This window comes from Pseudomonas sp. M47T1 (genome assembly GCF_000263855.1).
GTDB lineage: Bacteria > Pseudomonadota > Gammaproteobacteria > Pseudomonadales > Pseudomonadaceae > Aquipseudomonas.
Genome location: NZ_AJWX01000004.1, coordinates 1 through 13,388 on the forward strand (window position 1 = coordinate 1; position 13,388 = coordinate 13,388).

A 13,388-nucleotide genomic window follows, 5' to 3' on the forward strand; every position below is an offset into this window, starting at 1 on the left:
CTGCCACTTAACCGGCAACAGCACGCAGCAGGTTTGGCTTCGCCCGCCCATGTAAGGCCCAAAATTGGAGCCTCCATTGCGGTTGACCATGAACCAGTTGATCGCCGCCCCCGTATGGTTCCACCCCTCGATCGGCGCACCCAGCTTGCTCGGCGGCTTCGGCGTGCAACCCACCAAAAACACCACACCCAACAGCGCAAGCAGCTGGATGACGCGGATAAATGCATCAGTCATGGCGCGGGGCATGTGGCGGGCTCCTGCATGTTTGAAGGGAAGTCGAAGGGATAGCCCTTCATGCCAGGCAGTTCGGCCACCGCAGACACCGCGATCTTGTCGCAAGGCAGGAAATGCACATCGACAACACCCAGCTTGTCGTAGGGCGCTACCTCGACCCAGGCGCTGTGGTGGGTGTATTTGGCTCGGTGATCAGCCATTCGCTCATGCCAAGCCTCCGAAAACATTCGCTCTTTCCAATATCGCGACGCCCCGACATTCGGATCCTTCTCCCACTCCACCAACACCTTCAACCCCGGCTGCCACCTAACCGGCAACAGCACGCAGCAGTTCTGCTTGCCTCCCCCACCGTAGGGCCCAACGTTCGGCCCCCCATTGCGGTTCACCATGAACCAGTTGATCGCCGCCCCCGTATGGTTACGCCCCTCGATCGGCGCACCCAGCTTGCTCGGTGGCTTCGGCGTGCAGCCCGCCAGCACCATCACCACTGCCGCAAGCCATCGGTAGGAAACGTTCATCAAACCTGCCAGGTGCGGGCGCTGTATTCGCTGTGCTGTGCCAGCCACTCGTCGACATAAGCATCCAGTTCCAACGCCACGGCTTTGTTACGTTGGGCAGCCATATGGGCCATCCATACGTGATGCGCCAGTGCTTCGCGCAAGGTGATGCCGTAATCACCCGAGCGCAGCAGGCGCTGCCGACACCAACGCTCCGCCTGGCTCCAGGCAGCGAAAGCATCCATCTGGTACGCATTCAGGGTCAGGGGTGCGTCGGGCAGCACGTTGTTGGCCAGCGGCTGGTCCAGCCCATACACTTGGCAAGCTACCCCGTCACGGTCACGCCACTGCCAATGGACAATGCCGGCGTGCAGCAGGCTGGTTTGCCCAGGGTGGAGCTGCTCCAGCACCGCACCGAACAGCACAGGGTCGTAAAAACGAAAGATGCCGCTTTTCTGGCCACCGTCCCACACGCCCTGAGTGAAGTACATGAGCTGCGCAGCCAGGTTTTCCAGCGGCCAGCGGCTGGCGATGACCAGGTAGCAGGGGTTGCGGTGGTGGGCGATGAGCAGTTGGGCCATCCAGGCGCAGTGGCTGGGCTCGGCCCACTTCAGGCGCAGCAGGATCGGGCCCTGGGTGGCCAGCGCGCGCTCCGGGGTGGCGGCCAGCAGTGGGCATTCGACGAGGGGCTGCGGCAGCGCCAGGCGGCTAGCCCATACAGGGCAATCCAGCGCGGTAGCGTCCACCAGCAAGTCGAGGTGGCTGCGGCCTTCCTGCTGGCTTTGCAGGCTCAGGTGTTCAATCCATTGCTGGGCGGTGGGTTGCATACAGGCTCCAGAGGGTCAGCGGGCGATGGACAGTTCAGCGTGCGCCTTGGCTCGCTGCAGGCAGGCTTCGCACACCACCGGGGTGCGCTCTTCAGGCGAGGGAGCAACCGAAACGACAGGGGGGCGAAGGGCCATCAGCCGACCTGCTGCCTCCTGGGCAGTTTCGCCAGGGCGCTGCGGCAACCCTTGCAGCAGAGCTGCGCCTGCCGTAGGCGCGCCGCCCTGGTCGATGGGCACGCTGCTGGTAATCCCGGCGTCGGTGATCATCAGAAACTGGCCGCCCACCCGCAGGGTCAGCGAGCTTGATGCACTGAGCACCAGGTGGCTGCCCGCCTGCAGGCTCAGGTCCTGGTCGCTGTGCAATACGCCGTGGCCGCCGAGGTGGATATGCTGGCTGCCTGTGACACGCAAGTAGTCGTCGGCCTGCAATTCGGTCTTCCGGGCCCCGACCACACTGACGTGCAGCTCGCCCTGCACTTGCTGGTAACGGTTACCACCGATCAGCACCCGATCGTCGCGGCCCACTTGACGTGCCTGATCATTGCCCACCACTTGTTCCAGGTTGCGCTGGGCATGGATATAGATGCGCTCCGCGCCCTTGCGGTCTTCGATCTGCAGTTCGTTGCTGCCACCGCCACCCGGGGAGCTGAGGCTCTTGAACACGCTGCGGGTCTTGTTCGCCGGCAGCTCGTAGGGCACGTGATTCTTGCCGTTGGGCAGGCAACCGGTGATCAGGGGTTGGTCCGGGTCGCCATGCAGGAAGGTGACCAGCACTTCCATGCCGATGCGCGGGATGACCATGGCGCCATACCGGTTGCCGGCCCAGGCGCTGGCCACCCGAATCCAGCAACTGCTGTGCTCGTCGGGGCTGGCGCTGCGGTCCCAACAAAAGCGCACGCGCACCCGACCATGGGCGTCGCAGTGGATTTCTTCCGTGGCGGGGCCGCATACCTGTGCGGTCTGAGTCAGGGGCACCACCGGTTTGGGGTGGGCCAACGCGGGGCGGAAGAATACGTCCCAGGGGCTCACCTTGAAGCGGTTGCGGTAGCCTTGGGTGAGCGCCCCATCCTGCTCGACGGCAACGCTGCCGTGCTCCTCGAGCGCTTGTGGCTGGCGGCCCTCATGCACGACTTCGTACAACAGCCACTGGCCATTGAAATCACCACGCGGGTGGTCATGCAAGGTCATCAGGCAGCCGCTGAGCAAGCGCGAGACATCGCTGCTGCCCTCGGCACGGTATGCCTCGAAACGTTGACGCTCCAAAGCCCTGGCCACATGGCGCTTGCCTGCCTGGGCCGTGGGCAACGGCTGGGGAAAACTGAACACTTCCAATTCGTTGAGCGGTATCGCGCTTCCAGTGGGCGCGGGACGGGCCTCGTATTCGGGAATGAAGCTTGGGTGTTCGAAATCGTAACCGCGCTGGGTCACCCGCACCGGCAAGGTTTGCGCCAGGGCGGTGAAACGCGATACCACAACCTCTTCAGCCGCCATGCCCGAATCGGCGACAAAACGCACCGGCTGCTCGAGCCGGGGGAAAAAGCTCTGGCTGTCCCCGAACACCAGCACATGCTGGCCGGGGGAATGCTGGAAGCGAAAATGCCACCCCTCCTCCTCGCACAGGCGCTGGATGAAGTACAGGTCGCTTTCGCCGTATTGGGTGCAGTAGTCACGCGGGGCATAGGCCACGGGACTGAGTTCGAAGCCCACGCGGTCAGCCAGCAGGCCATGCTCCTTGAGCACCTGGGTAATGATTTGCTGGACGCTCTGGCCCTGGAAGATTCGCTGGTTGACGCGATGGCGCAGGTTATCCAGTTGCGGCACCAGGGTCAGGTGGTAATGGTGCAGACGCGTGCCACGCTCGCCCGCCTTGAACGCCCTGATCACGCCGTGGAAGCCACCGCCATCGATATCGAGGTACGCCGGACACTGAAGGAACTCGGCCGGGTTGAGATCGGGGCGGTCGCTGACCACCTCAACCTCAAAATGATAAAGCTGGCTGACACCCTCGGTGCCACTGAAGCCCAGCACCCTGAAGTCCTGATCAACGCCTTGGAGGGTGAGGTGGAAGCGGCTGGGGTGCGTGGCAGTGTCGAGCATCCGGGATCCTTGAACGCTTGGGTGCGCAAAGGATCCAGTGTCCGGGAGCCGTCAGGGGTTAAATGCCGGACCATTCCCAAGACCATGTAGGAAGTTTCTCCTTCTTGGATTTCCTCGGGTTTTGCGGTTGTGGCCGCCAAAAACCAGGCCTATTGTGGGCCTGTCCCGTCTGATGCGGGATGAGGTTTGACGGCCTCCGACCAAAGAACCGCACAACTGCCAATGCTGTGTTCGTGCATACTCATGCCCGAAACACAGCTCCATGGTGACTGTGCGAGGGGCACCCACGGGTGCGCCGGGTTTTTCCTTTGGACCGGTCCGTCAACCCCCGCGCAGTTGCCACCCATTTGTTTGACGGCGAATGGCTGGCACCCCACTTTCAAAGGAAATATATCGATGAATACTCTATCTCAAGTTTTTACTCAGCCCTCGACCTTCGGCCAAACCACTTCCGGAGCCCCCCTATATAGCGTCCAGGCAGGGCTCCCCCTATCCGAGGTACTGGAACAGGTTGCTATCAATTTGGACAACGCTGCCGTTCTCTGTGCAGAGACGGTGGATGCCGACCTGCAAACCGGCCGCTCGATGAACCAAATCATTGCGCAGTTGGTTGAGGCGAGCCGTGGCTTGATAGATGCGGCGCTGGACGGATGCAATCATCCAGGCCACCTGTTGGATGAGGTGCTGTAAACGCTGAACTGGCCAGACACGCCGCGTAGCCTGGCAGCAGCTACAGGACGGCGTCGACTGCATCGCGGCCAAGGCCGGCTCCTACCACGGACGGCGTAGGAGCCGACTTCAGTCGCGATGCAGACGACGCGGTTTCAAGACAGTTGCTGCTACGGGTCAGACTGGCGCGCGGCGCAAGGTGGCCAGCAAGGTGGCAGCGGCGATGAACAGACCGGCAAAGGTACGGTTCACGCGCTGTTGCTGCCGTGGCGTGCGCAGCAGGCGCAAAACCTTGGACGCCAGCCCGGTATAACCCGCCATCACCAGCAGATCAACGGTGATCATGGTCAGGGTAATGGTGACATATTGGGGCAGTAGCGGCTCATGCGGGTTGATGAACTGCGGCAGCACCGCCAGCATGAACACCAGGGCCTTGGGGTTGCTGACGTTGACCAGGAAGCCACGGAATACGAGGCTCATCGGCTTGCCGATAGGGCGTATGGCCGAGTCGGACGACATGTCCATGGGCAAGGCACGCCATTGCTTCACGGCCAGGTAGACGAGATAGAACACGCCAAACCATTTGATCAGGGTGAAGGCCGTGGCAGAGGCCGCCAGTACCGCGCCCAGGCCAGCGGCGATAATGGCGATCTGCAGGATCAGGCCCAGCTGCAAGCCCAGGGCATTCCAGTAGCCACGCACGAAACCGTACTGCAGGCCGCAGGACATAGAAGCTATTGCGCCAGCACCGGGGGAAAGACTGATGATCCAGCAGGCGGCAAAGAATGCCAGCCAGGTTTGCAGCGCCATGACGCACCTCGTAACAAAATCTGTAGATCGGTAAACCTACTGCTTGTGCACGAAAAACGCCACGACAATATACGTATGCGTGGAGGCCGCGAAGGCCCGCACAGCGGGCCCGCGATTGGCATGACCGATTAAGGTCCTGCGGACCTTTTCGCAGCCTATCGGCAGCTCCGACATCCAACGCATACAAGACAGTTGCTGCTACAAGGGCATGACCGCGCCATGACCACCTAAGACAGCGATTCGAGCTCGGCCTGCAGGGTTTCCAGGGCTTCCAGTGCCATCATCCAGGCCTCTTCAAGCTCCGCTTCACGGACCTTGAGCTTGGCCTGCTGGGCAAGCTGGTCGCGCAATTCATCCTTGCGCGCTGCTTCATAGATGGAGCTGTCACCCAGCGCCGCCTCGACCTTGGCCAGCTGCTCATGCACCTTGCCCAACTCGGCTTCCAGCTTGTCGGCTTCGCGCTTGTGCGGGGCCAGTTGCTGGCGCAGGGCCGCAGCGGCCTGGCGCTGGGCTTTCTTGTCAGTCTTGTCGGCGTTTACCGGGGTGTTGCTGACCGGTGCGTTGCGCAGGCGGTAATCCGCCAGCCAACGGGTGTAGTCGTCAAGGTCGCCGTCAAAGGCCTCGACCTTGCCATCCGCCACCAGCAGGAAGTCGTCGGTGGTGCTTTTGAGCAGGTGCCGGTCGTGGGAAACCACCAGTACCGCGCCGCTGAACTCCTGCAAGGCCATGGTCAACGCCAGGCGCATTTCCAGGTCCAGGTGGTTGGTGGGTTCGTCGAGCAACAACAGGTTGGGCTTTTCCCAGGCGATAAGCGCCAGGGCCAGCCGGGCCTTTTCACCACCCGAGAAGTTCAGTACGGGCTCGTCAATGCGCGCACCTCGGAAGTCGAAACCGCCGAGGAAATCGCGCAGGGTCTGCTCGCGTTCGGTGGGCGCCAGGCGCTGCAGGTGCAACAGCGGGCTGGCCTTGCTGTCCAGCGAATCCAGCTGATGCTGAGCGAAGTAACCCACGGTGAGGTTCTCGCCTCGCACCAGGCGCCCGCCGATGGGCGACAGCTCGCCGGCGAGGTTCTTGATCAGGGTGGACTTGCCCGCGCCGTTAGGGCCCAGCAGACCAATGCGTGCGCCCGGGGTCAGTTGCAGCTTGACCTTTTCCAGGATGACTTTGTCGCCATAACCCAAGCGGCCTTCGGACAGGTCCAGCAATGGGCTGGAGATCTTGTTGGACTCGCGAAACACGAAGTCGAACGGCGAATCCACATGGGCGGCAGACAGCTCTTCCATCCGCTCCAGCGCTTTGATGCGGCTCTGGGCCTGGCGGGCCTTGGTGGCCTGGGCCTTGAAGCGGGCGATGTACTTTTCCATGTGCGCGCGCTGGGCCTGCTGCTTCTCGTAGGCTTGCTGCTGCTGAGCCAGGCGCTCGGCGCGAGCGCGCTCGAAGGCCGAGTAGCCACCCCGGTAAAGGGTGAGCTTGCACTGTTCGACGTGGGCCACATGGTCCACCACCGCATCCAGGAAGTCGCGGTCGTGGGAAATCAGCATCAAGGTGCCGGGGTAGCTCTTGAGCCACTCCTCAAGCCACAGGATGGCGTCCAGGTCCAAGTGGTTGGTGGGTTCGTCGAGCAGCAACAGGTCGGAGGGGCACATCAGTGCCTGCGCCAGGTTCAGACGCATCCGCCAACCACCCGAGAAACTGCCTACCGGCCGGTCCATCTGCTCGTTGGTAAAGCCCAGCCCGGCCAGCAACTTGCGCGCCCGCGCGTCGGCGGTATAGCCGTCGGCGCTGTCGAGTTCGGCGTGCAGGCGCGCCTGCGCGGCGCCGTCGTGTGCGGCCTCGGCGGCGGCCAACTGCTGCTGGACCTCGCGCAAACGCAAATCCCCGTCGAGAACGTAGTCTACGGCTATTCTCTCGAGGGTATCAATTTCCTGCCGCATGTGAGCAATGCGCCAATCGGCCGGTAACTGGCAGTCACCGGAATCGGGCACGATCTCGCCGCGCAGCAAGGCGAACAAGGTGGATTTGCCGGCGCCGTTGGCGCCAATCAGGCCGGCTTTCTGACCGGCGTGCAGGGTCAGCTCGGCGTCTTCTAGCAGACGCTGCGGGCCACGCTGTAAAGTAAGGCTTTGAAGTCGAATCATAATGGCGGCGGAGTCTACCAGCTTCGGCGGCAACTGGCGCGAGAAGGACTATGCACTCTGACCTGTGGAGCTTTTCCCTGGATCTTTACACTCGCCTTGGCATTGAGCAGGCCTGCCTTGAACTGCAGGCCGAAGGCGCCAACGTCTGCCTGCTGCTGGGCGCCGCATGGCTGGGCCAACTGGGCGTGGCGTGCAATGGCGACCGCCTGGCGCGCCTGCGCGACTTGGCCCAGCCGTGGCACGACGAAGTCATACGCCCGCTGCGCCATCTGCGCCAGAGCTGGCGCGAGGCCGCCGCCCACGATCCGGAGCTGGACGCGTTGCGAGATCAGGTAAAGGCGTTGGAGCTGGAAGCCGAACGGCAACTGCTTGAGCGTATTGAAACGCTTGCCCAGGACTGGCAGGCAGAAGGCGCCAACGATTTGTCAGCGTGGCTGGACGGCGTGGCGCCGCCCGTTGCCCGGGAAAAACAACGCGGCGCGCTGCAAAGGCTGCACGCCGCGAGTGCCGCCGGTTAAGAAGCGCTGGGTGCCGGTGCGCTGCTGTTGGCCGGGCTGGAAGGCGCTGCCGCAGCCGGTGCTGGTGCACTGGCAGGCGTGGGAGTGGCCGCCGGCTTGGCTGCAGGGGTTGCGGGCTTTTTCGCCGCCGGGCGCGGTGCGGCCTTGGTGGCCGGTTTCGCCGCTGCTGGCTTGGCGGCAGCAGCAGGTTTGGCCGCGACCGGCTTGGCGGCAGCAGGTTTAGCGGCCGCCTTGGCGGCAACTGGCTTGGCCCTGGTGGCCTTGGCGGCTGGTTTTGCGGCTACAGCCTTGGTAGCGGCAGGCTTGGCAGCCGGTTTGGCAGCCGGTTTGGCAGCCGCAGTGCGGGTAGCGGGCTTGGCGGCGGCCTTGGTGGCCGGTTTGGCCGCAGGCTTGGCAGCAGCAGTTTTGGCCGCTGGTTTAGCTGCTGGCTTAGCTGCCGCAGGCTTGCTTGCGGCCGGCTTGGTCGCAGCACGCGCCGGTGCCTTGCGGGCCGCAACCGGGGTGGCAGTAGGCTTGGCTGTACGCGCGGTCAACGCCTTGCCGGCTGCTTCATGTACTCGCCCAACACCTTGGGCCAGTTTCAAACTTTCCTGGGCATCACGCTTGAGTTGCACAATGTAATTACGTGTTTCAGCCTGCCGATCTTTCAAGGCGTCGAGCAGTTCCTCAAGTTCAGCGCCAGCGGCTTTTGCCTTGGCCTGGGCCTTGGCTTTGCCAGCGGTGGCGGATTCCTGAAGTTTGGTACGCGATTTGTGCAGTTTTTCCTGCGCCTTGCCACGTTGTTTTTCCAACTTGGCAAGCAGTTTCTCGGCATCAGCCAGGGCTTGGGAACAGGCACCTTCCAAATGCTCGAGCAGGCTGCTCGAAAGCTGTTGGAGCAAATGCAACGGGGTATTGACTGGCTTCTTGTTAGCCGACATGGGTTACCTCCTGGCTGACGTGATTGCGGCTCATACTAGACCTGTGCAACTGTTGCCGCTAGGCATAGTTGACAGTATCCAACGGGCCGCGTTGCATGCCTGGGCAAAGTTGTTTTGGCAGTTCGAGACAAGTGTAGAAGTTGTGGAAAAGTCTGCTGTCATCGGCCTGAAATCTCTTCGCTTGGCAACTTGCGAGACTGGCATAATCCCCCGCATTCGAACAGGTATATTCTCCATGCCGCGTCACCTGCTGTTGTCACTTTGGCTACTGCTGCCGCTTGCTCACGCAGCCGAGCCGGCTTCGCCCACAAGCCCGCACGACCTGGCCTACAGCCTGGGTGCCAGCTTGGGCGAACGCCTGCGCGAAGAGGCCCCTGGCGTGGATATCCAGGCGCTGGTGCAAGGCCTGCAGCAGTCCTACGAAAACAAGCCCCTGGCATTGCCACCTGAACGCATTGAACAGATCCTGCGCGAACATGACGCCCAGGCCAGCGAGGCGCCAGCGCCCTCCCCGACGGAAAAGGCGCTGATGGCCGAACAGCGCTTCATGGCGGGCGAGCGCACAAAGGCCGGCGTGCATGAATTGGCCGACGGCATTCTGATGAGCGAGTTGACCGCAGGCGACGGTCCGCATCCCACGGCCGATGGCAGGGTGCAGGTAACCTACGTGGGGATGCTGCCTGATGGCACAGTGTTCGACCAAAACCAGCAAGCACAGTGGTTCCGGCTGGACAGCGTGATAAGCGGTTGGCGCGTTACCCTGCAGCAGATGCCGAAGGGCGCGAAATGGCGGGTAGTGATTCCGTCAGACCAGGCCTACGGCGCCGACGGTGCGGGTGACCTGATTCCACCCTACACGCCTCTGGTCTTCGAAATCAGCCTACTGGACGTTGGCGCCTGACGCCTGCCGCCCAGGGGGGTTGAAGGCAGCCGTCATGCCTGGACGGCGGCGTCTTCCTTGTGTGCGTTGTGCAGCACTTCGATCAGGCAGTCTTCAAGTTCGAAACGCTCGTGCAAGTGGCTGCCCAACTCCTTGAACTTGGTTGTCAGCGTGGTGGCGCAGGAGCAATCGCCCTTGTCGCAGTGGTCATTGAACGCCAGCGCAAACTGGGTAATAGCTTCTATGCGCGGGAACAGTGTGTCCTCCGCCAGCTCCAGACCACGCTTGTCATCAAATGCATTGGCCTCGGCGATCAATTGTTCGTAGACCTCGAAGTGACCCGCCGACACGTAGTCGACCAGCACGCCACAGAATTCCTTGAGCTTCTTGCGATTGCCGGCCAGTGCCTCGGGCGTTTCAACGAGTACATCAAACGCCTCCACCAGCGTCTGGCGCTCTTGCAGCCACCGATCAATCAGCTTGTGAACCCCGCCCCAACGTTCCTGAGCATTCTGACAACTTTCCAACATGGTCTTTTCTTCCCTTTTGGGTCATGCCGCTATCGGCCCATTCCAAGACAACGCAGAACCGGGACCGTTCGAAAGGCGGCAATCAAAGCAGCCTGATTTCTATGGTGCGTGCTGGGAGATTATGCCCGTGCGCCTACAGCTTCAAGGTGCCCCATCGATAAAGTTCATACAAGTGTTTAATCCGCAGCCCGGCTTTTCGGCCCCGTAGATTCGGGCCCAAACCCGCCTATGAAAGGTTGCCCGCCCGTGGGCGCAGGGCGTGCAGCCATCCCAGAAGGGTCAGCAGCAGCAACCCGGCCAGTGCCAACAGGCTCCATTCCGGGACGCTCATGTCCAGTAGCGTCCAATTGACGCGGGCGCATTCAGGGGTACCCAGCAGCAAGGTCTTGAGTGCCTCGGGAAACGGCAGGGTCGCCAACAGGTAATCCAGGCCTGGCTGGCAGGCCACCTTGGGCTGCTCGCCATTGGCCTGCAACCACAATTGGCGCAAGGCGGCGGCAACCGCCCCGGCGATGAACAAGGTGTTGGCCATCAGGTAACCATACACGCCCCGCAAAGCCGGCCGATGAAGGAAGCCGGCCAGGCAGGATACCGCCAGCGCAGCGATGAAGAAGCGCTGCACCAGGCACAACGAACAGGGCACCAGGCCCACCCGGTATTGAAGGAAATAGGCGGCGCCCAATACGCCCGCCGACGCAAGGAAACCTAGCAGAAACAAGGAACGCGAGCGAGCCAGTACCATGACCAATCCAGTAACGCGATAGTTGGAAACCACGTTAGAGGAAAGATGGGAATGCTTTCAAGGCGACTCCCGACGGACATTTCCCTAATTCTGTAGGGAAAGTCCGACGGACAGGAGAGGATGTTGTGCAGATGCTCGTAGGAGCTTGCCTTCAGGCCCGCGCAGCATCTGGCAGGGGCAGTGCCAGCAGGCGCTCGTCCAGCAACCCCAGCCCTTCTTGGAACAGTTGGTTGCTGCGTTCAGTATCACCCAGACGGGCCAGCAAACGCGCCAGTTCGGCACAGGCCTCGGGGTTTCGCTGCAAACGCAGGCTGCTTTCCAGGTAATCGCGCGCCTTGCCCCACAGGCTGTTTTGCAAACTGAGACGGCCCAGCGTCAACAGCAGGCTGGAGTCATCGGCATGCTGCTTGAGCCAGCCTTCCGCGGTATGCAGCTGTTTGGCCGGGTCACTGCCCACTACCAGCCCGTAAAGACGCGCCAGATGACTGTCGTAGTCGCGCTTGAGTGCCCCACGCAAAACAGCTTCGGCTTCGGCCTGGGCGGCCAGCTGACGCAGTTGGTCGGCGTAGGCCAGTACCAGCGTCGGTTCCTGGCGCTGCTCGGCACTAAGTTGCTCCCAAGCGAGTTTGAGCGCTTGCAGGGCGGCTTCGCCTTGCTCATGAGCCGACACCAAGGTGAGGTTCTCGCCCCACGCACGATGCTCGAGCGCCGTGAGTTCGGCAGCGGTGACGGCCTTGCTCTTGCGCAACTGCGGCAACAACTGGATGACGGCCATCCAGTCACCGCGCTGCTGGTGCAGGCGTTGCAACTGGCGCAATACCTGGACATTGCCAGGGTGGCGTTCGCGCATGGCCTCAAGGGCGCTGCGGGCGCCCTCGGTGTCGCCGACATCGGTCAGCAATTGGGCATGGGTAAGCGCCACGGCCAGTTCGGCCTGGGGCTGGCGCTGCAGGGCGCGCTCCAGCAGGTTGTCACGGTCCTCCGGACGGCCCAGTTCATTGGCAGCGCGTGCAGCGCCCAGGTAGTACAGCAGAGGCTGGCGCTCGCTTTCCGCAGCCCGATGGAGGTTGCGCTGGGCACTGGCCCAGCGGCCCTCTGCCAAATCCAGCTGGCCTTGCTCGATGGCGATCTGCACACGGCGCTGGCGATTGCGGCCGGACCAGGGGTTGACTACCCCCGCCGATACCAGCATCAGGTGCAGCAGCACCCAGACGATGAACACGGCGACCACGATGGCGACCAGGGCAGCCAGGGTTGACCACAACCCCGACTCGTAGCGGAACACATGGGGATAGTCGATCAGCACATAGCCCGGGTGCTTGGCGATACCCAGCCCCAGCCCGACGGCTGCGGCAATGGCGACAAAAATAATCACATAGACGCGCTTCATGGGCGCGCCTCCGGCTGTACCTGGGCTCCCGGCTGGGTCATCAGCGCTTCGGCAGGCATGTGCCGATGCTCCAGGTAGTTCTGCACGGCCTCAAGGCTGGCATTCAGGTCGGGGGTCAGCACCGACACCGGCTGGCTCTTGAGTTCGTCGATACGCGCCAGCATCGAACGGCTTTCGGTGTTGTCCTGGTTGAAGCTGACGAGCAGGATACTGCGCGCCTCGTCCAGCGCCTGGCCATACACCTTGGGCTCGCCATTGAGCGCGGCCCACTGGGCCTGCTCCAGCGCCAGGCTCAAGGCCAGGCGTACCTGGTTCAGGCTTTGCCCGGCCAGCAGCGGTCGAATGTTCTCGTCTGGCCGGAAGTCGACGCGGAAGTAGCTGGATATCTTGTCCCACCAACGCTCCCAGCGGTTGTCATCGCTGGCCAGGCGCACGCGCTCGGCGTCACCCTGGGCCTGGAATTCCGGCGCCAGGGCTGACAGCCCCACGGTCTGGTCGCGCAGGGCACCCAACTGCAGGAACAGGCCGGTACGATCTGGCTGCTGCACGCTGCTCAACGATGCCAGGGACTTGGCCAATTGCTCGCGAGCGGCGAACGCCGACGGGTCGTCCTGTTCACGCAGAATCTCGTCCGCCCCTTGCACCAGCGCCTTGGCGCTGGCGATGTCCTGCAACGCCGACAGGCGCAAGCTGGCCAGGCGCAACAGGTGCTCGGCCTCGGCCAGCCGCCAGTCCTTGCGGCTGGCGCCCAGCACGCTTTCCAGGCGCTGGCTGAGGCGTTGCTGATCACCCTGCAACTGGGCCACCAGGCGACGGCGCTCTTCGAGCTCATCGGCGCTGGGCAATTGCCCCAGGCGCGCGGTGAGCGCCTGCTCACCCTGACTCAAGGCACTGGCCTGGCTATCGAGGGCCTGCAACTGGCCAGACTGGGCCTGGTGCCCCGCCTGCAGCTGGCGCAACTGCCAGACACTCCAGCCACCGACCGCGACGCCTGCGGCACCCAGCAGCAATGCCACGACCGCGATACCGGCCGCACCGCGACCGGGCTTTTTCACCGCAGGGGGGACAGCCGCCTCGGGCGTCGACTGCAGATCATCTTGGGGCAAGACTGTTTCGCTCACGTATCCATCCTTTGC

The 13,388-nt window shown here is 62.8% G+C and carries 14 protein-coding genes; 3 read left to right on the forward strand and 11 right to left on the reverse strand.

Translation table 11 applies throughout. The annotated features are described in order from the left end of the window. The 4 genes from PMM47T1_RS05735 to tssI form a co-directional block, all read right to left on the reverse strand. The coding region (locus PMM47T1_RS05735; protein ID WP_008366681.1) for a DUF3304 domain-containing protein at positions 1-246 on the reverse strand (246 nt) is incomplete at its 3' end. Further along, a complete protein-coding gene (locus PMM47T1_RS05740; protein WP_008366684.1) occupies positions 231-752 on the reverse strand; it encodes a DUF3304 domain-containing protein in 522 nt (173 codons plus the stop codon). The genes PMM47T1_RS05735 and PMM47T1_RS05740, both read right to left, overlap by 16 nt. Continuing rightward, on the reverse strand, positions 752-1,558 hold the full coding sequence (locus tag PMM47T1_RS05745; protein WP_008366686.1) for a DUF4123 domain-containing protein: 807 nt from the start codon (positions 1,556-1,558) through the stop codon (positions 752-754). The genes PMM47T1_RS05740 and PMM47T1_RS05745 overlap by 1 nt, the downstream gene beginning before the upstream one ends. A gap of 15 nt (positions 1,559-1,573) precedes the next feature. Then, positions 1,574-3,655, reverse strand: coding sequence for a type VI secretion system tip protein TssI/VgrG (gene tssI, locus PMM47T1_RS05750; RefSeq protein WP_008366688.1), 2,082 nt, complete (start codon positions 3,653-3,655; stop codon positions 1,574-1,576). Between the two features lie 396 nt (positions 3,656-4,051). Here tssI and PMM47T1_RS05755 point away from each other — a divergent pair, with 396 nt between their 5' ends. Next, on the forward strand, positions 4,052-4,345 hold the full coding sequence (locus PMM47T1_RS05755; RefSeq protein WP_008366691.1) for a hypothetical protein: 294 nt from the start codon (positions 4,052-4,054) through the stop codon (positions 4,343-4,345). Positions 4,346-4,501: 156 nt separating this feature from the next. Here PMM47T1_RS05755 and PMM47T1_RS05760 read toward each other — a convergent pair whose 3' ends face one another. Both PMM47T1_RS05760 and PMM47T1_RS05765 read right to left on the reverse strand, forming a co-directional pair. Further along, positions 4,502-5,134, reverse strand: a complete 633-nt coding sequence (locus PMM47T1_RS05760) for a LysE family transporter (protein ID WP_008366692.1) — start codon at positions 5,132-5,134, stop codon at positions 4,502-4,504. A gap of 227 nt (positions 5,135-5,361) precedes the next feature. Further along, positions 5,362-7,272, reverse strand: coding sequence for an ATP-binding cassette domain-containing protein (locus PMM47T1_RS05765; RefSeq protein ID WP_008366695.1), 1,911 nt, complete (start codon positions 7,270-7,272; stop codon positions 5,362-5,364). A 50-nt stretch (positions 7,273-7,322) separates the two neighbouring features. Between PMM47T1_RS05765 and PMM47T1_RS05770 the strand changes: the two genes are divergently transcribed. Next, a complete protein-coding gene (locus PMM47T1_RS05770) occupies positions 7,323-7,790 on the forward strand; it encodes a TIGR02444 family protein (protein ID WP_008366698.1) in 468 nt (155 codons plus the stop codon). Here PMM47T1_RS05770 and PMM47T1_RS30175 read toward each other — a convergent pair. Next, positions 7,787-8,710, reverse strand: coding sequence for an AlgP family protein (locus tag PMM47T1_RS30175; protein ID WP_008366699.1), 924 nt, complete (start codon positions 8,708-8,710; stop codon positions 7,787-7,789). The genes PMM47T1_RS05770 and PMM47T1_RS30175 overlap by 4 nt on opposite strands. Positions 8,711-8,945: 235 nt before the next feature. On the opposite strand from PMM47T1_RS30175, the gene PMM47T1_RS05780 reads away from it, so the two are divergent. Next, positions 8,946-9,611: an FKBP-type peptidyl-prolyl cis-trans isomerase gene (locus tag PMM47T1_RS05780; RefSeq protein WP_008366701.1), complete on the forward strand. Its 666-nt coding sequence runs from the start codon at positions 8,946-8,948 to the stop codon at positions 9,609-9,611. A 32-nt stretch (positions 9,612-9,643) separates the two neighbouring features. Here the strand turns inward: PMM47T1_RS05780 and PMM47T1_RS05785 are convergent, their stop codons facing one another. The 4 genes from PMM47T1_RS05785 to PMM47T1_RS30270 form a co-directional block, all read right to left on the reverse strand. Further along, on the reverse strand, positions 9,644-10,120 hold the full coding sequence (locus tag PMM47T1_RS05785) for an Rsd/AlgQ family anti-sigma factor (RefSeq protein ID WP_008366703.1): 477 nt from the start codon (positions 10,118-10,120) through the stop codon (positions 9,644-9,646). Between the two features lie 226 nt (positions 10,121-10,346). Further along, positions 10,347-10,862 carry a disulfide bond formation protein B gene (locus PMM47T1_RS05790; protein ID WP_008366705.1) on the reverse strand — a complete coding sequence of 172 codons (516 nt, stop codon included), beginning with the start codon at positions 10,860-10,862 and terminating at the stop codon, positions 10,347-10,349. 151 nt (positions 10,863-11,013) lie between these two features. Further along, entirely contained in the window at positions 11,014-12,252 is a 1,239-nt protein-coding gene (locus PMM47T1_RS05795) for a heme biosynthesis HemY N-terminal domain-containing protein (RefSeq protein ID WP_008366707.1), read from the reverse strand. Beyond that, positions 12,249-13,373, reverse strand: coding sequence for a uroporphyrinogen-III C-methyltransferase (locus PMM47T1_RS30270; protein ID WP_043300793.1), 1,125 nt, complete (start codon positions 13,371-13,373; stop codon positions 12,249-12,251). The genes PMM47T1_RS05795 and PMM47T1_RS30270 overlap by 4 nt, the downstream gene beginning before the upstream one ends. Positions 13,374-13,388: the final 15 nt, after the last annotated feature.